Origin of the sequence: Veillonella sp. 3913 (assembly GCF_003992235.1) — a bacterium.
Classification (GTDB): Bacteria; Bacillota; Negativicutes; order Veillonellales; family Veillonellaceae; genus F0422.
This window is the reverse complement of the sequence record NZ_RQVF01000001.1, coordinates 422,974-445,971: the sequence shown is the minus strand read 5'-3', so window position 1 is coordinate 445,971 and position 22,998 is coordinate 422,974. Positions and strand designations below refer to the sequence as shown.

General features: G+C 38.9%; 20 protein-coding genes. 19 read left to right on the top strand and 1 reads right to left on the bottom strand.

What is annotated here, in order from left to right:
* Positions 1 to 202 precede the first annotated feature (202 nt).
* Positions 203 to 2,410: a nitrilase-related carbon-nitrogen hydrolase gene (locus EO113_RS08225; protein WP_240633650.1), complete on the bottom strand. Its 2,208-nt coding sequence runs from the start codon at positions 2,408 to 2,410 to the stop codon at positions 203 to 205.
* 204 nt (positions 2,411 to 2,614) lie between these two features.
* Between EO113_RS08225 and mtnP the strand changes: the two genes are divergently transcribed.
* From mtnP to EO113_RS02170, 19 genes are all read left to right on the top strand, one after another.
* Entirely contained in the window at positions 2,615 to 3,409 is a 795-nt protein-coding gene (mtnP, locus tag EO113_RS02260; RefSeq protein ID WP_127135446.1) for an S-methyl-5'-thioadenosine phosphorylase, read from the top strand.
* 32 nt (positions 3,410 to 3,441) lie between these two features.
* Positions 3,442 to 4,686 carry an adenosylhomocysteinase gene (locus tag EO113_RS02255; RefSeq protein ID WP_127135445.1) on the top strand — a complete coding sequence of 415 codons (1,245 nt, stop codon included), beginning with the start codon at positions 3,442 to 3,444 and terminating at the stop codon, positions 4,684 to 4,686.
* A gap of 422 nt (positions 4,687 to 5,108) precedes the next feature.
* Complete coding sequence (locus EO113_RS02250; RefSeq protein WP_126940218.1) at positions 5,109 to 6,257, top strand: ABC transporter substrate-binding protein; 1,149 nt, start codon at positions 5,109 to 5,111, stop codon at positions 6,255 to 6,257.
* A 10-nt stretch (positions 6,258 to 6,267) separates the two neighbouring features.
* Positions 6,268 to 7,149, top strand: coding sequence for a branched-chain amino acid ABC transporter permease (locus tag EO113_RS02245; RefSeq protein ID WP_126937352.1), 882 nt, complete (start codon positions 6,268 to 6,270; stop codon positions 7,147 to 7,149).
* Positions 7,146 to 8,159, top strand: a complete 1,014-nt coding sequence (locus tag EO113_RS02240) for a branched-chain amino acid ABC transporter permease (protein WP_127135444.1) — start codon at positions 7,146 to 7,148, stop codon at positions 8,157 to 8,159. Before EO113_RS02245 ends, EO113_RS02240 begins: the two co-directional genes overlap by 4 nt.
* Positions 8,160 to 8,168: 9 nt before the next feature.
* Positions 8,169 to 8,927, top strand: coding sequence for an ABC transporter ATP-binding protein (locus tag EO113_RS02235; RefSeq protein WP_126937350.1), 759 nt, complete (start codon positions 8,169 to 8,171; stop codon positions 8,925 to 8,927).
* A gap of 1 nt (position 8,928) precedes the next feature.
* Positions 8,929 to 9,639 carry an ABC transporter ATP-binding protein gene (locus tag EO113_RS02230; RefSeq protein ID WP_127135443.1) on the top strand — a complete coding sequence of 237 codons (711 nt, stop codon included), beginning with the start codon at positions 8,929 to 8,931 and terminating at the stop codon, positions 9,637 to 9,639.
* A gap of 278 nt (positions 9,640 to 9,917) precedes the next feature.
* Positions 9,918 to 11,162: an aminotransferase class I/II-fold pyridoxal phosphate-dependent enzyme gene (locus EO113_RS02225; RefSeq protein ID WP_127135442.1), complete on the top strand. Its 1,245-nt coding sequence runs from the start codon at positions 9,918 to 9,920 to the stop codon at positions 11,160 to 11,162.
* A gap of 410 nt (positions 11,163 to 11,572) precedes the next feature.
* Positions 11,573 to 12,010, top strand: a complete 438-nt coding sequence (gene mraZ / locus EO113_RS02220) for a division/cell wall cluster transcriptional repressor MraZ (RefSeq protein WP_009353022.1) — start codon at positions 11,573 to 11,575, stop codon at positions 12,008 to 12,010.
* 10 nt (positions 12,011 to 12,020) lie between these two features.
* A complete protein-coding gene (gene rsmH / locus EO113_RS02215) occupies positions 12,021 to 12,953 on the top strand; it encodes a 16S rRNA (cytosine(1402)-N(4))-methyltransferase RsmH (RefSeq protein WP_127011077.1) in 933 nt (310 codons plus the stop codon).
* A 15-nt stretch (positions 12,954 to 12,968) separates the two neighbouring features.
* On the top strand, positions 12,969 to 13,376 hold the full coding sequence (locus tag EO113_RS02210) for a cell division protein FtsL (RefSeq protein ID WP_009354187.1): 408 nt from the start codon (positions 12,969 to 12,971) through the stop codon (positions 13,374 to 13,376).
* Between the two features lie 48 nt (positions 13,377 to 13,424).
* Positions 13,425 to 14,909: a UDP-N-acetylmuramoyl-L-alanyl-D-glutamate--2,6-diaminopimelate ligase gene (locus tag EO113_RS02205; RefSeq protein WP_062403025.1), complete on the top strand. Its 1,485-nt coding sequence runs from the start codon at positions 13,425 to 13,427 to the stop codon at positions 14,907 to 14,909.
* A 1-nt stretch (position 14,910) separates the two neighbouring features.
* Positions 14,911 to 16,275 carry a UDP-N-acetylmuramoyl-tripeptide--D-alanyl-D-alanine ligase gene (gene murF / locus EO113_RS02200; protein ID WP_062403022.1) on the top strand — a complete coding sequence of 455 codons (1,365 nt, stop codon included), beginning with the start codon at positions 14,911 to 14,913 and terminating at the stop codon, positions 16,273 to 16,275.
* Positions 16,276 to 16,292: 17 nt separating this feature from the next.
* Positions 16,293 to 17,255 carry a phospho-N-acetylmuramoyl-pentapeptide-transferase gene (mraY, locus tag EO113_RS02195; RefSeq protein WP_062403019.1) on the top strand — a complete coding sequence of 321 codons (963 nt, stop codon included), beginning with the start codon at positions 16,293 to 16,295 and terminating at the stop codon, positions 17,253 to 17,255.
* 61 nt (positions 17,256 to 17,316) lie between these two features.
* Positions 17,317 to 18,669 carry a UDP-N-acetylmuramoyl-L-alanine--D-glutamate ligase gene (gene murD, locus EO113_RS02190; RefSeq protein ID WP_127135441.1) on the top strand — a complete coding sequence of 451 codons (1,353 nt, stop codon included), beginning with the start codon at positions 17,317 to 17,319 and terminating at the stop codon, positions 18,667 to 18,669.
* A gap of 10 nt (positions 18,670 to 18,679) precedes the next feature.
* Entirely contained in the window at positions 18,680 to 19,786 is a 1,107-nt protein-coding gene (murG, locus tag EO113_RS02185) for an undecaprenyldiphospho-muramoylpentapeptide beta-N-acetylglucosaminyltransferase (protein WP_127011072.1), read from the top strand.
* Between the two features lie 14 nt (positions 19,787 to 19,800).
* Positions 19,801 to 21,174 (top strand): UDP-N-acetylmuramate--L-alanine ligase, encoded by a 1,374-nt coding sequence (gene murC / locus EO113_RS02180; RefSeq protein ID WP_127135440.1) that lies wholly within the window; start codon positions 19,801 to 19,803, stop codon positions 21,172 to 21,174.
* A gap of 1 nt (position 21,175) precedes the next feature.
* Positions 21,176 to 22,108: a D-alanine--D-alanine ligase gene (locus EO113_RS02175; protein ID WP_126940229.1), complete on the top strand. Its 933-nt coding sequence runs from the start codon at positions 21,176 to 21,178 to the stop codon at positions 22,106 to 22,108.
* A gap of 8 nt (positions 22,109 to 22,116) precedes the next feature.
* Positions 22,117 to 22,992 (top strand): cell division protein FtsQ/DivIB, encoded by an 876-nt coding sequence (locus tag EO113_RS02170; protein WP_062403005.1) that lies wholly within the window; start codon positions 22,117 to 22,119, stop codon positions 22,990 to 22,992.
* The last annotated feature ends 6 nt before the right edge of the window (positions 22,993 to 22,998 follow it).

The window sequence follows — 22,998 nt, the reverse complement described above, 5'->3', positions numbered from 1 at the left end:
CTTTATTGTAATCTATAACGATTATCATTACAATATAATTTTCAGTATGGGTTATATCATTTTTGAAAGTGGTGCATGAGTAAATGGTCAAACATTAAATAACGCTATATACAGGATGTAAGATATCTAATAAGGTATATTACAAAGTTGTATATAGCGTTACTATAGCATAGATTTATATTTTTAAAATTAAGAAATATACTCACTTTTTAGTATGGTGATATAGAACTCTCTCTTTAATGATATGGTAAGTACGTGAGAAATACGGTTTTAATTGACTTTCACTTAGGTCAGTACCAAAGGCACGTTCACTGACAAGGAAGAGTGGAGGAGATTGGATACGTTTTGCTACAGCTAATCCGTTGAAAGATTTCCACCAGCGTTCAAGGTCGTTGATAAACTGTTCTGTGGATGTGAAATAGTGAGAAATTGGGTTTGGCAATCCTAATAGGTGTTCCAATGTACCGTTCTCGTAGGTGCACAAGATATCCTCAGGAGTCAAACGCTGATGAGGCAGTGTATGTGGTGTACCCTCTACGAAGGCACGGAACAAGCAATCATGGTATTCGTATTGCAATGGGTCACCTAGTCCTTGCGTTACATCCTGTGCATCGGAAAGCTCCGCACTAGGGACCACATCGATGGATCCTTGAGGGATTAATTCATGCTTAAAAATGTGCTCATTCATGTAGCTAGCCAAAGCATACACATCTGTTTTCCACACATCTCCCGTTACAGCGAGGAAACCTGCCAAATCACCGTACATCGTAGCATAACCGATGGTGAACTCTGTTTTATTGCCATTGCACGTGAAAGCCCCGTTCACAGCGGATGCTATACCAGCTAGGATACGAGATGAACGATCACGAGCTTGGATGTTTTCTTTGGCAAGGGTAGATAGCTGTAAGAATGTGGTAGTATCTAAGTCGGTATCCACATGAGTTTGCTCAGTATGATTTGTAGTAATTTGCTGCGATTCACATATAATATCTGTAGTAGAATTGGAGATAGTAGCATCATCTGCTAGTGTATGCTTATGTACATGACCAGAGGCCTTTAGAGGGGATTTTGTAAAAGTCTGACCTTCTAGTTGTGCAATAGTGGCGTTCACACCTTCCTCAATAGGGAATACGCCATAATGGCAACCGATGTTCTGTGCTAATTGGTAGGCCAAATCTTTCGTCATATCTGAGTTGTAACGGCTTGGCATATTGACTAAGTATAAATTTTCTGGTGCTAATACAGTGCTGTACAAAGCAGCATTAAGGGCAGAGTCAATGCCACCAGAAGCACCGATGACAATTTTTTTAATCCCAGTTTGTGCTAAAAATTGACGAATGCCGTATTGAAGAGCTTTGAATAGGGTAGGGATATATGCAGGCGTTGTGGCATATGGTTCATTTGCACTATGTATACCGTCTGTATGATACGCATCATATGTAGTATTGGCTTTATTTATTTCTAAATGAGTAGATAGTATGTCATCTTTGGGATGCTCAATATGATTAGTAGTACTATTACTGGATGAAATCGGCTGCCACAAGGTATCTTTCAACAAGGTAGGTCGTACCGTGTTTTCAAAAGCAGGTACTTCTTCCACAACAGAACCGTTCACGTCATATAGCGTGGAGCAACCGTCATAGATGCAGATATTTTTGCCATTGTTTTGAATTCCCACGTGATTTGTATAGGCAATAGGAGTATTGTTTCGTTTGGCTTGTGCACTAAATAGGGCGTGGCGCTGTTTTTGCTTATGGATTGTGTAAGGTGAAGAGGAACAATTCACAATTAAATCGATATGCTGACCTTTCGCTTTTGCAGATTCCACCATAAGACTTGTGGGACAATCTGGATAGTGTGTATCCCAGCTATCTTCACAGATAACAGGAGCAATAGTGAACGCTCCTTGTCGAGTGCAAATCGTGAGAGGCTGATTAATATCAGACAACGATAGATTGCGCTCTTTCGCCACCACATTAGCGCTAGTGAAATGCCGAGGTTCATTAAAGTATCGATAACAGGGCAATAAGGTTTTAATTGTAAATGGATAAGGCTGGGATGGATTAGATACCAGTTGTCCTTTGGAGGCTAAATAGAGGGCATTATATTTGCGAAGATTGCCGTCCAAGTTACGTAGACGTTCATCAATACCTACATTACCAAAAATAATGGTGAGATTTGTGTTAGCGGTGGCTTTTACTAATTCTTCACCATAGTAGAGGCAATCATTTATAAAAGGCACTTGGTCCCACAAATCACCTACTATGTATCCGCTGAGACACAATTCTGGAAAGATAAGGATGTCCGTGCTCACAGCCTTGGCATAGTTGATAGCTTGCATCATAGATTGAAAGTTTGTAGCAGGATCACCAGGGTGTACCTGAATTTGTCCAAAAGCAATACGAATCATGGAGAACTCCTTTATTGTATAGATTAACGTGTTGATAGTTGTTGTGTATATTATAGCATTTTATGGATGATTTGTAGTGGGGAAGAAAATGGTGAAAAATTTATAACTGCTAATAATGATAGTCTATTTCCACAAAACTGTCCTTTCCATGCTATAATAAATTCATAACAGATATTTTTTCTATCTTTCACAAGGAGGAACGATATGTCATCCATTGCTATTATTGGTGGTACCGGTGTGTACGATCCAAATATGTTTGAAACTATGACGGAATCTTCGCTTATGACACCCTATGGTGAGATTCACTATGTATGTGGTACGTATGAAGGCAAGACGATATATTTCTTAGCTCGTCATGGTCGAGATCATTCGATTCCACCGCACAAGATTAATTATCGTGCTAATATTTGGGGACTTAAAAAATTAGGCGTGAAATACATTGTATCTACCACAGCAGTAGGTTCTTTGGATGAGAACTTTGGACCGGGTCATTTTGTGTTGACCGACCAATTCCTAGACTTCACTAAAAACCGTGTGAATACCTTCTATGAAGGAGGCGATCGTCCGGTGGCGCATGTGGATGTGACAGAACCATATAGCCCTGAGTTGCGAGGTATTGTAGAAAGCGCAGCTAAATCCTTAGGCTTAACGGTTCACAATGGTGGAACTTACGTATGTACAGAGGGTCCTCGCTTTGAATCTCCTGCTGAAATTCGCATGTATGCTATGTTAGGTGGCCAAACGGTGGGTATGACGAACGTACCAGAGGTGACCTTAGCCAATGAAGCGGAAATGGCATATATGACAATTTCCATGGTCACAAACTACGCAGCAGGCATTTCTGAATCTGCTTTGACCCATGGTGAAGTGGTAGATATGATGAAAGAAATGGCTGAGCAATTACAATCGCTTGTAAAAGAAGTTATCAAAGGCATCGATGTGAATGCAGACTATCCAGCTCATCATCGTATGTCTGAATATGGTGGCTTTCAATTATAATCTATGGTGAAGAATCTAAAAGGAGAACGCCAATGCAATCTTTAATTCGAGATATTTCCTTAGCCGCTGAAGGTCGTAAAAAAATCGACTGGGTAGCTAATTTCATGCCTACTTTGAACACATTAGGGGACCGTTTTGAAAAAGAGCAAACTTTCAAAGGTCAAACCATCGTTGTATCCGTTCACTTAGAAGCTAAAACTGCGTACTTATCTACGGTGTTAAAACGTGGTGGTGCGGATGTGATCGTTACAGGTTCCAACCCATTGTCTACGCAAGATGATGTGGCGGCAGGACTGGTAGATATGGGCTTGACTGTCTATGCTTGGTACAACTGTACAGACGAAGAGTATACGATGTTCCTGAACAAAGCATTAGACCATAAACCTCATATCATCATCGATGACGGTGGAGATTTAGTAAGTTTGTTACATACAACACGAACTGATGCAAAAGAACGTTTGTTGGGCGGTAGTGAAGAAACCACAACAGGTGTACACCGTTTGAAAGCCTTGGCTGAAGCGGAACAGTTGACATTCCCAATGATCGCTGTGAACGATTCTAACTGTAAATACTTATTCGACAATCGCTATGGTACAGGACAATCTGTGTGGGACGGTATCATGCGTACCACAAACTTAACAGTAACAGGCAAAAACGTGGTGGTTGCTGGTTACGGTTGGTGCGGTAAAGGCGTGGCACTTCGTGCCAAAGGCCTAGGTGCTCACGTGTATGTAACAGAAGTAGATCCAATTAAAGCAATCGAGGCTGTATTTGATGGTTTCAAAGTATTACCAATGGTGGAAGCTGCTAAAATTGGCGATATTTTCTGTACGGTCACAGGCTGTAAAGACGTTATTACAGAAGAGCACTATGCTGTGATGAAAGATCGCGCTGTACTTTGTAATGCAGGCCATTTCGATTGTGAAGTAAATGTAAAAGACTTAGAAGCAATGGCTGTATCTCATGAACGAGTGCGTCAAAATATCGAGGCTTACCATATGCAAGATGGTCGTCAATTGTATGTGCTAGCAGAAGGTCGACTTGTGAACTTAGCAGCAGGGGATGGACATCCAGCAGAAATTATGGACTTGTCCTTTGCTATGCAGGCATTAGCAGCGGAGTACATCTTACATCATGGGGCAGACATGTCAGATGATGTACATGTATTACCATATGAAGTAGACGCAGAAATTGCGAAACTGAAATTACAATCCATGGGCTATGACTTAGATACGTTAACACAGGAACAATACGATTATTTATATACTGTGAATTAATAGTGGTGAAATTTTATTGATACAAAGTAAATAAAAGTTCAACTGTGTGAAACTGGCGATGAGGGTGCTAACTTTCGTCGCCAGTTTTAATATGCCTAAGTAGTAGATTGGATCATATTTCTAAAAGGATATAATTGCTATCAAAACCTATCAATTCCTATAGTTACTATTCAAAAAAGATATTTGTCTACTAGATAAATACAAAAATGAGAAAAATATACGCTATGGGTTTACTAAATAAACTCATAACTAAATTCTTATATTTATATTTGACAAACTACTCATGTTACATTCATAATAGGAAAGCATAGATTTTCTATAGAGTTATCACTTGTTCTTTAAGCTGATAAAGTGAAAAAGGTAAAGATGACTTTCACAGTTAGAAAATCCAAAAGAGGAATTTTAAGAAGGAAGGGTGTAACATGAAAAAATCCATGTTCAAACGTGCACTAGCATTGGGTGCTACAGCTATTTTAGCCGCGGCAATCGCTGGTTGCGGTGGCAATAGTTCATCAACAAACAATGCAAATGAAGCAAAAGTAGCTTTACTGACAACTACGTCTGGCGCGGCAGCTGCCTATGGCGAATCTATTAAGAATGGTGCAGAGTTAGCGGTAGCACAAATTAACGCAGATGCTAACAATGTAAAAATTAATTTGTTAGTGGAAGATACAAAAGGTGACAAAAACGAAGCCATCAATGCGATGAACAAAGTGATTGCTAAAGATAAAGTCGTAGCTGTCATCGGACCTATGTTATCTGGTGAAATGATGGCGGCAGGACCGATTGCTAACAAAAATAAAGTGGTAGCATTAGGTACTTCTACAACTGCAGAAGGCATCACTGATATCGGAGATTATATTTTCCGTAATGCTGTACCAGAATCTTTGGCAGTAGACGCAGCGATTCGTCAATCTCATAAAGTATTAGGTTTCAAAACAGCAGCGATTATGTATTCCAACAACAATGACCAAATGGTTTCTGTAAACAATACAGCTAAAAAAGCATTGGAATCTGAAGGGGTTCAAATTGTAGCGACAGAAACATTTGCTGATAAAGATACAGATTTCTCAGCACAGTTGACTAAAATTCAACAAGCAAAACCTGACATTATCATCGTTGCCTCCTTGTACCAAGAAGGGGCATTGATTATGAAAAAAATGCGTGAACTTGGCATGAACCAACCAGTAGTAGGTTCCAATGGTTTCAACAGTCCAGCGTTCATTAAAAATGCTGGTGCCGCTGCTGATGGTGCGATCGTAGGTACACCTTGGTTCCCTAACAAAGATGACCAAAAAGTTCGCGACTTCCGCAAAGCTTATGTAGAAAAATATGGCCATGAACCTGACCAATTCGCAGCACAAGCATATGATGCTGTGTTCTTGTACGAAGCAGCTTTAAAAGCAGCAGGTTCTACAACAGATCGCGAAAAATTCCGTAACGCCTTAAAAGGCATTACAGACTTCGTAGGGGTAACTGGTAAATTCCAATTCAACGAAAAACGTGACCCATCTATGGAAGTTCAAGTTTTACAAATTAAAAACGGGCAGTTCGACGCATTACAAAAATAGGAGTTACACGATGTTTTTACAGCAATTAGTGAATGGCCTTACTTTAGGCAGTCTCTATGCAGTATTAGCGATCGGATTGACACTGGTTTTTGGTGTATTGAACATCATCAACATGGCTCACGGAGGCATCTTTATGATAGGTGCCTTCGTGGGTTTATTTATGGTGACAGTCTTTGAAGCTAATATATTCGTAGCCATCCTTGTGGCTATGCTCGTAGGGGCAATTCTTGGATATTTGTTAGAGTTTGTGGCACTTCGTCCACTTCGTAAGAAAAATGTATCCCATTTGGCGCCATTGATTTCCACAATTGGCGTATCTATTTTTATTGAAAGTGTAGCCTTGCTTGTATGGGGCCCACAAACACGTTCTTTCCCACCAGATTTTATTGGTGGACTCATCGATTTTGGTATGTTCAAAATTTCCATGGTTCAAATCATTGGACTTGGCGTATCCATTGTATTAATGTTGATTTTAAATGTACTTATTAAAAAAACTAAAATCGGTAAAGCTATTCGTGCTGTATCTTTGAGTACAGAAACGGCATCCTTATTGGGGATTAACCCTACTTTGGTTATTTCTGTAACAGTGATGCTCGCTTCTGCGTTAGGTTCTGCAGCTGGTGTATTAGTTGGTTTATCCTTCGATGCCGTAGAGCCTATGATGGGTGTTGTTATCGGATTTAAAGGATTAGCAGTGTTAATTCTTGGCGGGCTTGGAAACATCACTGGTGCGATGGTTGGTGGATTCATCTTAGGTGTATCTGAAGTATTCTCCGTAGCCTATGGGGCATCTTCTTACCGTGATGCTGTAGCCTTTGGGTTAATCATTCTCTTATTATTCTGGAGACCACAAGGGTTATTCGGATCCAAAGATAAGGGGGGACGACCATGAGTGAAATTTTAAATCCATATTATCTACAAATTGTGATGTTCTTCATCATCAATGCTATTATGGGTATTTCCATTTTCTTCACCCTTTCTACAGGACAGTTGACATTGGGTGCGGCTGGTTTTATGAGCGTGGGTGCCTACGTGGGTGCTTTGCTCACTCTGAAAGCTGAGTTACCGATTCCGATTGCTATCTTCATTGGTGGTGTCGTGGCGGCCTTAGTAGCTATTGTGATTGGTTTACCAACTACACGCTTGAAAGGTTTATACCTTGCCATTGCTACCTTGGGCTTTGGTGAAGTAGTACGTGTTATCTTTTTGAACTTAGAAGTGACCAATGGAGCCTTGGGCCTTTCAGGAATTCCAGCGATTGCTCAAGAATTGACGAACTATATCTATGAGTTTGATATGGACGGTTTGTTAGACATTGATGCATTAACATGGGGTAACTTGTTGACCATCATTATTTTGTTGGTGATTTTAGCACTAGTGATATTGTTCTGCTTACGCATCCACAATAGTCGTGTGGGGCGTGCATTCCAAGCCATTAAAGCAGATGACCATGCAGCAGAGTTAATGGGTATCAATGTGGTGTATTACAAAATGTTAGCCTTTGTCATCGGTGCTTTCATTGCTGGTATTGGCGGTGGTTTGTATGCACATATTACAAACTTCATCAACCCTACAGATTTTAGCTACCACAAAGTAGTGCAAATTTTATTGTTCCCTGTGTTTGGTGGTTCCAATGTAGTATGGGGATCTGTACTAGGCTCTTTCATTTTGACATTGTTACCAGAAGTATTGCGTTTCTTAGCAGATTACCGGGATATTATTTATGGCGCATTACTAGTTATCTTGATGGCTGTTCGCCCAGATGGTATTTTGACAGAAGATTTAATGGACAAAATTTATCGCAAATTGGGTGTGAAAAAGAAAGCATATATTCCAGAAACGCAAGTATTAACAGAACGCTTTGAAGCTTATAAAACACAAAGCAAGTCTGGTCAAGAATAGGAGGTAACCATGCTATTACAATTAGATGATGTAAGTAAAAGCTTTGGCGGTGTGGCTGCCTTGACAGGGGTTACCTTCCAAGTGAACCAAGGGGAAGTCTTTGGTGTCATCGGACCAAATGGGGCCGGTAAAACAACGCTGTTCAACTTGATTACTGGCGTATTCCCTGTCAGTACTGGCAATATTGTCTTCGATGGTATGAATGTAGTGGGCATAAAACCACATCGTACGGTGGAAATGGGGATTGCTAGAACGTTCCAAAATATTCGCCTTTTTGGTAATATGACGGCGTTGGAGACAGTGCTGACAGGGATGCATTGTCGCACAGGTTCTGGTGTGTTGTCTAGCTTCTTCCGTACAAAACGCCAACGCATTGAAGAAGAGCGTTGCCGTGGTATTGCCTATGAGTTTTTAAAACTGGTTGGCTTAGAAGAAGATGCGGAAGAAGTAGCTACATCTTTACCATATGGTAAGCAACGTCGTTTAGAAATCGCTCGTGCTTTAGCAACGCATCCACAGTTAATCTTGTTAGATGAACCTGCGGCGGGTATGAATGATAGCGAAACAGAAGTGTTGCGCCAATTGATCGGTAAAATCCGTGATTTAGGTATCACTGTTGTGGTCATAGAACATGATATGGCGTTGATGATGAATATTTGTGATCGCTTAGCAGTGTTGAACTTTGGTAAAAAGATTGCAGAAGGTACACCGCAAGAGATTCAAAATAATCCAGATGTAATCGAAGCGTACTTAGGAAAGGAGGAATAATATGTTAAAAATTGAAAATGTTGTGGCTGGATATGGTCATATTACAGCGTTGAAATCCATTAACCTAGAAGTTCCTCGAGGCTCTATTGTATCATTGATTGGCGCTAATGGTGCCGGTAAATCGACAACCATGCGTTCTATCATGGGTTTAGTAAAACCTACAGAAGGTCGCATTACCTTTGAAGGTAAAGATATTACATCTATGAAAACCCATGATATTGTGAAATCTGGTATTTCCCTCGTCCCAGAAGGTCGTCAAATATTACAAGATATGAGTGTTTACGAAAATCTAGAAATGGGAGCCTATATTCGTAAGGATGCTGAAATCAACGATGATATTAAAAAAGTGTTCAAACGATTCCCTATTCTTGACGAACGTAGTTACCAATTAGGTGGTACTTTATCTGGTGGACAACAGCAGATGCTTGCCATTGGTCGTGCTTTAATGGCTCGTCCGAAACTGTTGTTACTAGATGAACCATCCATGGGTTTGGCGCCTTTGGTAGTGAATGAAATCTTTGAAGTTATCAAAGAGATTAGCGCCGAAGGAACGACAGTATTGTTAGTAGAGCAAAATGTACGTCAAGCTTTGAAAATCGCTGACTATGCATATGTATTAGAAACAGGTAAAATCGTTCTTTCAGGACCAGCCGAAGAAATTCGTCACGACCCTAGAGTGATGGAAGCATACTTAGGCGGTAAAGTAGAATAGAATACTCTAAAATAATTAGCAGATATACAATCCATTATGGTTGTGTATCTGCTTTTTAGTGTAAGTATTTTGAATTTGTGGTTGTTGCCGATAGAAAGTGACTATATGTATACTATCATAAGAGTGTGCAGAATCTATTCTTTACAATATAAAGAAAATTGAATGGTGATAAAAACTATTGTGTATACATGAGCTACATGTCTTGTAGGAGAATGATTTTTCTTGTAAACTAGTATTATAAATATAAAATATATAACTAATATAGGAAGGTGTTTACTATGAGTATGGCAGCAAAACAAGCGCGTGGGAAAAAAGCAAATGATGTTATCTTTGCGACAAATTCACAAGCTCAAGAGGCAGCGAAACAATATGGCAAAGAAAATGTATTAATTGGAACTGTCGGATCTATCCTAGATGAAAATGGCGATATTGTTTTCTTGAAGGTGGTAGAAGATGAGTTTCGTAATTTGCCACGTAATGAATATGTTGCATATGCACCGATTGAAGGGTTAAAAGAGTTTGTGGAAGCATGTAAACAAGAATGTTTTGGACAATCTCGGCCAGATGCCTATATTGAAGGGATAGCCACAGCGGGTGGTACAGGTGGTATTCATCACTTGGTTCACAATTATACAGAACTAGGTGATAAGGTAATTACCGCTGATTGGTACTGGGGGGCATACAAGCAAATATGCCAAGATAATGGACGAGAATTAGTTACATACCCATTATTTGATGAGAACTATAAGTTCAATTTTGAAGCTTTGCAATCTTTAGTGCTAGATATTGCTGAGAAACAAGAAAATGTAGTAGTGATTTTTAACACACCTGGCAATAATCCAACAGGGTTTTCCTTGTGCGACAGCGATTGGGATAATGTATTAGACTTAGTGAAAGGTATAGTGAATACAGGTAAAAATAAAGTTATCATTGGTGTAGATGCTGCGTATATTGATTTCTCCGGACCTAAAGAAGATGTACGTCGATTCTTTAAAAAGTTTGAGCATTTGTCAAAAGATATTTTAACAGTTGTATGCTATAGTATTTCAAAAGGATTCACCATGTATGGTCAACGTGTTGGTTGTATGTTAGGTATTACTTCTGATAAAGCAGTGGCACAGGAGTTTTTTGATGTTAACCAAATGACATCTCGTGGTACTTGGTCTAACATTAATAGACCTGCTATGCGTACGGTTGCTAATATCGTGCTTGATCCTGAAAAATTAAAACGTTATGAAGAGGAACGTAATTGCTACTCTCGTCTCGTAGAAGAGCGGGCAGGTATCTTGGAATGTGAAGGAAAAGCGATTGGCTTACCAATGTTGCCATACATGGGTGGTTTCTTTGCAACAATTCCAAGCGATAATCCAAAGGCCTTGGCAGATGAATTGAAAAAAGAAAATGTATTTTTAATTCCTGTAGCTGGTGGTGTTCGCATTGCTGTATGTTCCATTCCTAAAAGACAAATTACTGGATTAGCACAACGAATTTATGATGCTATGAAAAGAGTGGGGCAATTATAAACTAAGAGAAAAAATATAGACAATAGAATAGTTACTATAAAAGTGATAAAAAGATAGTTGAATCAATGATTCGGCTATCTTTTTTGTTTTAAAATTAGTAAGTATAAGGATTAGGGATGTACTGTTTAATTGGATATCATTTTATATAAATGTTGGCAAAATATGTAAAATTACCCCCACTTTTTACCACCTTTTTCAAATAATAGAATGTTCGATATTAAAGTGAATTATGCGAACATATTAATAAATATTAACAACAATGTTCGATAGTAATGAGTATAAGAAAATAATTTGTATAAATATCTATTAAATTAGTATTTGTTTGTTGTTAAAAGTGGGGAATTGTGGTAAAATTTACCATATAGTGGTAATGAGGGCGAGAAGGTGTAGGAAAAGGAGGTGTCCTTGCTATGTTTAAAGGTGAATTTTCACATACAATTGATAGTAAAGGACGTATGATAGTTCCTGCCAAAATGCGTGAACAACTAGGTGATACCTGTGTTGTTACTAGATATTTTGATAACACCTTAGCCATTTACACACAAGAAAAGTTTGATGAAATTGCAAAAAAATTAAGTTCTCAAAGCTCTAATAAAGCCAACCAACGTGGATTAGTGCGTTTTTTTGTAGGTGGTGCTGCTGACCTTGAGTTTGATAAACAAGGTCGTGTACTAATACCTAGTAATCTTCGTGCTCATGGGGAATTAAAAAAAGATGTAGTTGTAGTTGGTAATGGTGAACGCATCGAGATTTGGAGTAAAACTCGTTGGGAAGCTTATAACAACGAAATTTACGGTAATATTGAGGCGATGGCAGAAGAGCTTGATTTGGATGATATTGGATTTTAAGTGAGGCATTATGGACTTTCATCATGTGAGTGTATTACTCAGTGAAACGCTAGACGGATTGGCAATTAAACCAGATGGAACCTATGTGGATTGTACATTAGGTGGTGGGGGACATTCCCACGCCATTGGAGAACGGTTATCCTCAAAAGGTATGATTGTTGGTTTAGATCAAGACGTAGCGGCATTAGAGGCAGCCTCTCAGAGATTATCTGATTTGTCTTGTCAGGTGAAAGTAATTCAAACAAACTTTTCTAACTTAAAACAAGCTTTACAAGAGTCAGGCATTTATGAAGTAGATGGATTTGTATTTGATTTAGGGGTTTCTAGCCATCAATTAGATACGGCGGATCGAGGGTTTTCTTATATGCAAGATGGACCTTTGGATATGCGTATGAATCAAAGTGGATCCTTAACGGCAGAAAGAATAGTGAATACCTATTCGAGTGATGACTTGTATCGCATTATCTGGGACTATGGGGAAGAGCGTTGGGCGAAACGAATTGTTCAATTTATTGTGGAAGCTAGAGAAGAATCGCCTATAGTGACTACATTTCAGCTGGTGGATATCATTAAACGTGCCATACCTGCAAAGGCTAGACAAGATGGTCCGCATCCAGCAAAACGAACCTTTCAAGCACTTCGTATCGAAGTGAATCAGGAACTTCAAATTTTGCATGATGCTTTTGTAGATGCTACATCCATGCTAAAGCCTGATGGAAGAATAGCTGTGATTACATTCCACTCTCTAGAGGATAGAATCACCAAACAAACTTTTAAAGAATTATCTCAAGGTTGCACATGTCCACCTAATTTACCAGTCTGTGTATGTCATCATGTGCCAACAGTGAAAGCTAAGAATAAGGCTGTAGAGCCAAGCAAAGAAGAAGTAGGAGTAAATCCACGGTCCCGTAGTGCCAAGTTAAGGGTAGCCGTAAAATTATAGTTAGGAGGAATATTTATGTTAGTGCGAAAGGCCGCGTATTGGGAACAATCAGCGCCCTATGTTGAACCAGTCAGAAGAAAGAAATCCAATGCCCCTGACTTTATTATGGATCTTACGCCAGATATGCGACACTGTTTGGCTACAGTTCTTATGGGAATTGTATTCGGTATGATTTGTTTGCTATTAACTGGTGTCACAGAAAATACAAGAAAAGAAACTGTCAATCTACAAGATCAAATAGTTTTAGAAAATCGCACTAATTATGAGTATAATCTAGTATTAGCAGAGTTAAAATCTCCTACACGCATTCAAAAGATTGCACAACAAAAACTTGGCATGGTATTACCAGATAATTTCGTTTACACTAGCAAGAATACAGTGGAAGAACGTAATGTTACGATGAAAAAGGATATTAGAGAATAATGAAGGCAGTCCTTTTGGGCTGCTTTCACTTTGATTGGAGGAATGCAGATGAAACGAGTGGAAGAAATAGTAAAAATTGTATCTCCTAAGAAGGTAGAAGGTCCTGTAACATCTGTAGTAAGTCATATTACTGCGGATTCCAGAACAGTGCAAGAAGGAAGTTTATTTATATGTTTAGTAGGTGCTACTGTCGATGGTCATAGCTTTGTGAATAAGGCTATAGAGGATGGGGCTGTGGCGATTATTGCATCAAAACCAGTCATAGTACCAGATAATGTAACCGTTCTATACGTAGACGATACGCGTCAAGCTTTGCAAGATGCTGTTCCATTCTTCTATGATTATCCAGCTTCTAAAATGCGGATGATTGGTGTAACCGGAACAAATGGTAAAACTACAACTACACATATTATTGGACATATGCTACGATCCCAAGGTTATACAGTGGGGATTATTGGTACAGTTCATATTTTGATTGATGATCAATCCTATCCAATTCATAATACAACTCCAGATGTAGCGGATTTACAGCAAATTTTACAGCAAATGGTGGATGCTGGTGTGACACATTGTATTATGGAAGTATCTTCTCATGCGCTAGCATTAGGTCGTACGGCGGGGGTAGAGTACGATACAGCTGTATTTACTAATTTAACTCAAGATCATTTGGATTTTCATAAGACATTCGATAATTATTTAGCAGCAAAATCTAAGCTATTTAAACAAGTAAGTGCATCCTATCAGATGAAAGAAGGTAAAGGTGCTGTTATAAACGTAGATGATGATTATGGTCAAGCTATTGTAGATGTGACTACAGCACCTATGATTACGTATAGTACAGAAGGTAAAGGTACTATGAATGCCTCTGAGTTAGCTATTACTGCTAAATCTTCTAAGTTCAACTTGTCCTATGATGGAAAAAACTATTCAATTTCCACGAAAATTGCGGGTATGTTCAATGTGTATAATACCTTGGCTGCCGTAGGAGCGGCTTTATATGAAGGATTGACGATGGAGGAGATTGTAAGTGCTTTAACTACTTTTACAGCGGTGCCAGGACGTTTTGAGCTCATTGAAGAAGGACAAGATTTTGCAGTGGTTGTTGATTATGCACATACACCAGATGGACTAGAAAACATTTTACAAACAGCGAAGAAAATTGTTGATAACCGTATTTTAGTTGTTTTTGGTTGCGGTGGTGATCGAGATGCTACGAAACGTCCAATCATGGGGCGTATTGCAGCACAGTTTGGAGATCGAGTGTTTGTGACTTCCGATAACCCACGTACAGAAGATCCTATACAAATTGTAAAAGATGTAGAAGTAGGGGTGAAAGAAGGATTACATGATGCTGTGACTTATGAAGTGATTGTAGACCGCCGTGAAGCTATTCATAAAGCAATCGGAGAGGCGACTACTGGAGATGTAGTTATTATTGCTGGTAAAGGTCACGAAGATTATCAAATTTTAAAAGATGAAACGATTCATTTTGATGATCGTGAAGTGGCAAGAGAAGCCTTGAAGGAGAAATAATATGGCACAATTTACAGTGCAAGAAGTTCTAGAGGCAACACAAGGGTTCTATGCAGGAACAAGTACTTGTTCCTTTGCTGATGTATCAACTGATACCCGTACAATTGAAAAAAATGGATTATTTGTTGCTTTGGAAGGAATGACATTTGATGGTCATGACTTCTTAACAGTTGCCAAAGAACGTGGTGCTACAGGTGCTGTAGTAAAACGAGGAAAAACGATAGAGGGCTTAGTCTGTATTGAAGTAGAAGATACACTACAGGCGTATCAGCAGTTAGCAACCTATCATCGTAGACGCTTTCCTATCCCTATTATTGGAATCACTGGTTCCTCTGGGAAAACAACAACAAAAGAAATGATTAGTGCTGTATTGGAAAAAGCTTTTACAGTGTTAAAAACAGAGAAAAACTATAATAATGAAATTGGTGTTCCAAAGATGTTATTGCAATTGACGGAAGATCATGATGTATGCGTTCTTGAAATGGGGATGCGAGGGCTTGGTCAAATTGCTGAATTAGCGGAGATTGCAGAACCTACAATAGGAGTTATTACTAATGTAGGTACTAGCCATATTGAACTATTAGGGTCTCAAGAAAATATTGGAAAAGCTAAGCAAGAATTGATAGAAGCATTACCGAGTACGGGGGCGGCTGTATTGAATCATGATGATTCTTTTGTATTGCCTATGGAACAGGTAACGGATGCAAAGGTTATGACCTATGGTATGCAAGAGGGTTCTCACGTACAAGGGACTCAATTAGAATATACATCAAAAGGCATTAATTTTACTGTTCGTGATACTTCTGGTGAATGGAAAGTATTTTTGCCAATGATTGGTATTCACAATGTATATGATGCTTTATCCGCTATTGCAGTTGGCACGATTTTGGGTGTACCAAAAGCTGAAATTGTGGAAGCTTTTAAAGAATTTCCAGGAATTCCAATGCGTCAAGAAATTGTAGCATTTCCAACCTTTACAGTTCTGAATGATGCGTATAATGCGAACCCAAATAGTATGGCAGAATCCATTCGTGCCATGAGTCAATTACAAGGAGCTCGTAAAATAGCTATGCTAGGAGATATGTTAGAATTAGGAGATCATTCTAAACTAGCTCATGAAGAGATTGGTAAACTTCTTGGAGAAGAGCACTATGATATGGTATTTACTTTTGGTGATATGATGAAAACTACTGCTTCTATAGCTAAACAAGTGGGTGTTCCTTATGTGTATGTAGGGAAAAGTCATCTTGATATTGCCAATGCCTATTATGATGTAAAACGAGATGGCGATGTGATTCTAGTGAAAGGATCTCGTGGTCTTAAAATGGAACGTATTATAGAAGATTTTAAAGAACGACATGAATAAGTAAGGAGACATGTGACATGAATATGGACTATGCATTAGCCTTTGGCTTAGCCCTAGTAAGTACATTAGTATTCGGTAAAATAGGGATTCCTCTATTGCAGCGATTGAAAGCACAACAGTCGATTCGTGAAGATGGACCTCAGGCACATTTAGCTAAAGCTGGGACGCCAACAATGGGCGGATTATTTATGATACTAGCTTTAGTCATTACAGTTTGCATAGTACCACCCTATTCTGTAACATTGTGGATGCTATTATTTTTAACCTTAGGCCATGGTGCATTAGGATTTAGTGATGATTTTATCAAAGCTGTCAAACGTCGTAACTTAGGATTAACGGCAAAACAAAAATTACTAGGTCAAGCGATATTGGCTGTCATATTTTGTTATATCTCAATCGCCTATGCAGCCTTACCAACTACTTTGTGGATTCCTTTAGTGGATATCACTGTAGATCTTGGTTATGCTTATTATGCGCTAGCTTTTATTATTATATTGGGAACCACTAATGCTGTTAATTTAACAGATGGTTTAGATGGATTAGCAACTGGTGTTTCTGCTATTGCAGGGGCTGCCTTTGCAGTGGTAGGATTATTAGTAGGTTCTTTAAGTGTTACCTTCTTTGGTATTGTCGTAAGCGCAGTTTGCTTAGGATTCTTATATTTCAATGCGAATCCAGCTAAAGTGTTTATGGGTGATACAGGCTCCTTAGCATTAGGTGGTGCTTTTGCAGGGATGGCTATTGCCACAAAAACAGAACTTCTATTAATTGTGATAGGCTTTGTATTTGTAGTAGAAGCATTATCTGTTATTTTACAGGTAGCATCTTTTAAAACTAGAGGGGTTCGTATTTTCCGTATGAGTCCGATTCACCATCACTTTGAATTAGGTGGTTGGAGTGAGCGAAAAGTAGTATATGTATTCTGGGCTGTCTCTTTAGTAATGGCTTTCTTAGGTATAGTACTGTTAAGCATGAAATAATATAGATTACGGCTCTACTAGTAAGGGCCGTTATTCTTGCATATAGGGTTAGGTGGTTAGAATGGATTATTCAGGTTCTCATGTATTGGTATTAGGTGCGGGACTTAGTGGTATTGGTGTAGCCCATACATTGGCTAAATTAGGCGCTACTGTAACGCTTAATGATTATAAAAAAATTGATTTTGATCAGACTGAAAGTCAACGTTTGGCAGAGAGTCATATAGAAGTGATTACAGGGCAACAAGATTTTGTGTTGCTTGATACAGCTACAAGAGTGGTTGTATCACCTGGTATTTCTTTAGAGATACCTATTATTCAAGAGGCGAAAAAAAGAAATATTCCCGTAGTAGGGGAAGTAGAAATTGCTTATGAAGTATCAAAAGCTCCAATTTTAGGCGTCACAGGTACGAATGGTAAAACGACAACGACTTCTTTGTTGGCAGAAGTATTGAAAGAAGCAAAATGGGATGTTTATGTAGGTGGTAATATTGGTTACTCTTTGAGTGAACAAGCCTTGGCAGTACCTGAAACAGGTGTATTAGTAGCAGAACTTTCATCTTACCAATTAGAGAGTATAGATAAGTTTCGCACTAAAGGGGCTATCTTGCTAAATGTGACACCAGACCATTTGTTGCGCCATAAAACCATGGAACGATACCAAGAGGCAAAAGAAAATATTTTTCGCAACCAAGAATTAGGAGACTGGACAGTATTAAACTTTGATTCTCCGATTGTGGCAGATATGGCAAAACGAGTAAAAGGACATGTGTTAGGAATTAGCCAAGAAAGACCTGTCACAGATGGAGCGTATTTTGAAAATAATACATGTTATGCAGTGATGCAAGGGAAAGCAGTCCCAATTATCACTACAAAAGATATTCATATCCCAGGATCTCATAATATTGAAAATATTCTGAGTGTTATTGCCTTAACATATGCATTGGGTGTAGATGTAGAAGATATCCATCAGGCTATTGCAAAATTTCATGGTGTAGCCCATCGTTTGGAACGCATTCGTACCTTGCATGGAGTTACCTATTATAACGATTCTAAAGCAACTAATACGGACTCCACTATTAAAGCCTTAGAATCTTTTACATCACCTCTTGTGTTGATTGCAGGTGGTAAAGATAAAATGACAGATCTGGAAGAAATGATGGAGTTAGTGAAAACTAATGTAAAAGAGTTAATTCTTATTGGTGAAGCAGCACAACGTTTTGCAGAAGCTGCTGTCAAAGTGGGAGTGCCACACATTCATCGTTGTGAATCTATGGAAGAGGCAGTATCCCTAAGTGCTCGTATAGCGGAAGATGGGGATGTAGTATTATTATCTCCAGCTTGTGCAAGTTTTGATTGGTATGCACGATTTGAAGATAGAGGAGATCACTTCCGAAGATTGGTAGAACGATTGTAAGGGGATATACATGAATATCATGATTTCAGGTGGCGGTACTGGAGGACACATTTATCCAGCCCTCACGATTTATAAAACATTAGAAACAATGGTAGATGCTAACTTTCTCTATGTAGGAACTGAAAGAGGCCTTGAGTCCCGCATTGTTCCTAAAGAAGGAATTCCATTTACCACATTGCCAGTGCAAGGTTTACAGCGTACATTATCTTTAGATACATTGGTTACTGTAGGAAAAACGATATCGTCTTTATGGAAAGCGAATCGCTTAATATCTAAGTTTCAACCAGATATTGTGATTGGTACTGGTGGCTATGTATGTGGCCCTCTATTATTAGCAGCTGCTTTGCGTGGAATTCCTACATTAATTCAAGAACAAAATGTAGTGCCAGGCATAACGAATAAAATTTTAAGTCGCTTTGTAGATGTGGTAGCGGTAGGATATGAAGAAGCGACTCCACATTTTCCTAATGCAAAGCAAGTAGTGTATACAGGGAACCCTGTGCGCCCCAATGTGGTGACTGCAAATCGAGAAGAAGCTAGGGCGTATTTTGGCTTACAAGAAACACAAACAGCTATTTTAGTAGCTGGTGGATCCCGTGGTGCACGGAGTATTAATAAGGCTATGCTAGCTGTCCATGAACATTATAAAGATAGAGAGGATATTAAAATTATTCATGCTACAGGAACTGATGAATACAGTCGTGTTTGTGAAAGCTTAGGTATACAAGAGGGAGAAGTTTACAGCCCAACATCACATATTGTCCCTTACTTAGACAATATGGATATGGCCATGGCTGCATCAGATATGGCTATTTTCCGGTCAGGAGCAATTGGCTTGGCAGAATTGGCTGTACGTGGTATACCATCTATTTTAATTCCTTACCCTTATGCAGCTGCTGACCATCAAACTTTCAATGCAAAAGCATTTGTAGAGGCAGGTGCTTCTACGATGATAGTAGATAAAGAATTAGATGGTACAAGATTATTACAATCGGTAGATGCTATGCTAGAGGATCAAGAATGTCGCCAACGCATGGCCCAAGCTACATTACAATTAGGAAAGCCTAAGGCAGCTATAGAAATTGCTACATTGGCTCTATCCATTAAGAGATTATAGGAAGGAGTATCTCTATGTTAGATACCTATCAACGTATACATTTAATCGGAATTGCAGGCTCTGGCATGCGTGCTATTGCACATGTATTGATTGAAAAAGGGTTTATTGTATCTGGTTCCGATATTCAAGAATCTGCTATTACAGAAAAATTTAGACAGGCAGGGGCTACTATTTTTATGGGGCATGATGCTGAACATGTAGAAGGAGTAGATGTGGTCATCCGCTCTACTGCTATCAATGATGATAATCCTGAAATTCTAGGGGCTAGAGAACGAAACATTCCAATTTTACACCGTTCTGATGTAGTGAAAGCAGTGTTAGATGAAACCTATGGCATTGCTGTTGCTGGTGCGCATGGTAAGACTACAACTACGTCTATGATTGGGCAAATTTTTATGGAAGCAAACCAAGATCCAACCATCATCATTGGTGGAGAAGTTGATTATTTAAATGGTAGTAGCCATGTAGGTAAAGGTAAATATAGTATCGCTGAAGCTGATGAAAGTGATGGGTCTTTCTTGCATTTAAATCCTAAACGCATTGTGATCACGAACATTGAAAATGACCATATGGACCATTATCGAACGGTAGAAAACTTATTACGAGCTTTCACAGAGTTTTCTATGAAGTTACCAGAAGATGGTATTGCTGTGGTATGTGGTGATAATCCTTCGATTCGACGGATTATGCCAGATATTAAACGTCAATGTATTACTTATGGTTTAGGAGCAGGCAACGATTATCGCATTGACAACTTACGTATTGAACAAGGGATTACTACCTTTGAAGTAGTCCATAAAGATGCCGTACTAGGCACGTTACGATTAGCGGTACCAGGTCAACATAATGCGTTGAATGCACTAGGAGCACTTGTAGTAGCTTTGGGAGAAGGAATCTCCTTTGAAGTAGCTGCTCAAGCATTGCGTAAATTTATTGGAGCTAAGCGTCGCTTTGAGACAAAAGGGCATGTAAAAGATGTTTGGGTTGTAGATGATTATGCACATCATCCTACAGAAATTGCAGCCACAATTAAAGCGGCAAAATCTTTGGAAGATCATCGTGTTGTGATTTTATTCCAACCACATCGGTATAGTCGTACAAAGCTGTTGCTGCGTGAATTTGGGACCGCCTTTAAAGAAGCTGACTTAGTTTTCATTACAGATATTTATAGTGCTGGTGAAAAACCTGAGGCGGGGATTGATGGTATGTCTATTCCATTGATGATTAAAGAATTGACAGGTAAAGAGATTCATTATGTGGCAGATGTAAATGACTTGCCACAAACTGTGTTAGAGTATGTTCAACCCAATGATTTAGTCATCACTATGGGGGCAGGTAATATTAATCAATTTGGACCTAAATTATTAGCTTTATTGGAGGAAAAATAAAGTGAAGGATAAACGTATTATTGTCCTCATGGGAGGACCATCAAAAGAAGCTGATGTATCTAGAAGGACGGCTACGGCTATTGCAGAAGCATTACAAAGCAAAGGGTATGCAGCTACAACATTAGAATGCAATCCTAGTACAGTAGTACAAGATTTACAAAATTTAAATTGTGATGTTGTATTTAATGCGATTCATGGCAAATATGGTGAAGATGGAGCCTTGCAAGGGGCCCTTGAAATGGCAGGTATTCCTTATACAGGCTCCGGTGTTATGGCTCATGCTGTAGGTATGAATAAAAAAATGAGCAAGCATGTATTTTTGGGGGCTCAGATTCCCACAGCAAATTCAAAATCCTATGATAATCAATTAGAATCTGTGGATGCAATCCTAGAAGATATTCACGCTAACTTTAAAGTGCCATTTGTGGTCAAAGCAGCTAGTCAAGGTTCTAGTATTGGTGTAGCGATTATTAAAGATGAAGCCACTGTTGATGCAGAAGTAAAACAAGTATTAGACATAGACCATGTCATCGTAGTAGAAGAATTTGTAGATGGTAGAGAATTTACTGTATCTGTATTAGATGGTAAAGCTTTACCAGTGATTGAAATTCGACCACATTCTGGTGAATATGATTATGCTTCTAAATACACAACTGGTGCTACGGATTATTTAGTGCCAGCACCAATTACAAAAGAACAAGCTGCTACTATGCAACGCATTGGCGAAGCTGTATATCAACAAATGCAATGCGCCGGTGTCATTCGTGTGGACATTATGATGAACAGCACAGATGACATGTTTGTACTGGAATATAATACAGTACCGGGTATGACGGCTACATCTTTAGTACCTAAAGCAGCAAAAGCTATAGGAATTGAATTTCCTGAATTGTGCGAACAAATTCTTCATTCAGCTGGATTGCATAAATTTTAGGAGTAGCTATGAATGTAAATGGATTTCAAGAACAGAGAGGACAAAGAGTGCCTCCATATAGGGAACATCCAACTAGTGAAAGGCCAATCCATCCTATAGAAGAGGAAGATAATCCTTGGGAAGTTGTCACTATAGATACGCCTGAAGGGCCTAAACGTGTACGACGTAGACGAAAACAAAAACCGACACGAAGATCCAAACCAGCAATTTGGAAAATTGTAGTAGGAGCATTCATTTTAATTGGTATTTTTACATTACCATTACCTATTGGGCAAATTCAGGTTAATGGAACAGAACAATTAACTTCGGAAGATGTGGTAGCTATTGGTGATTTAGGATACCCAGTCAATATTTTGCGCGTACGAACAGGTGCATTAGAAGAACGATTGCAAAAAGATATGAGGGTAGATACTGCGCATGTGTCCTATGCCTTACCGTTGACATTGCAAGTTGATATAAAAGCTCGTAAAGCCGTAGTTGTAGTACCATCACAATTTGGATTTGTAGCATTGGATAGACAGGGGATGGTTATTGCTAGTAGCCCTACTATTCCAGATACTACAGTTCCTATTATTTCAGGCGTTCGTTTAGGAAATGCATTATTAGGTGATACTATAGAAGCAGAGGGTATTCGAGTAGCTATTGCATATATGGAAGCATTCACTGAGGATAAGCGCAAACAAATTGGTGAAATTAATGTAGGTGATGCTGAAAAAATCATTGCCTATACAGTTGATGGGTTGCCAATTCATATTGGTGATCAAAACAATTTAGAAGAAAAAGCAAAAATAACGACAGATATGCTAGTAGATATTGCACAGCGCCATGTCAATGCTGAATATATTGATGTTAATATTAAAACCCCTTTTATTAAAACACAATAAAGGAGC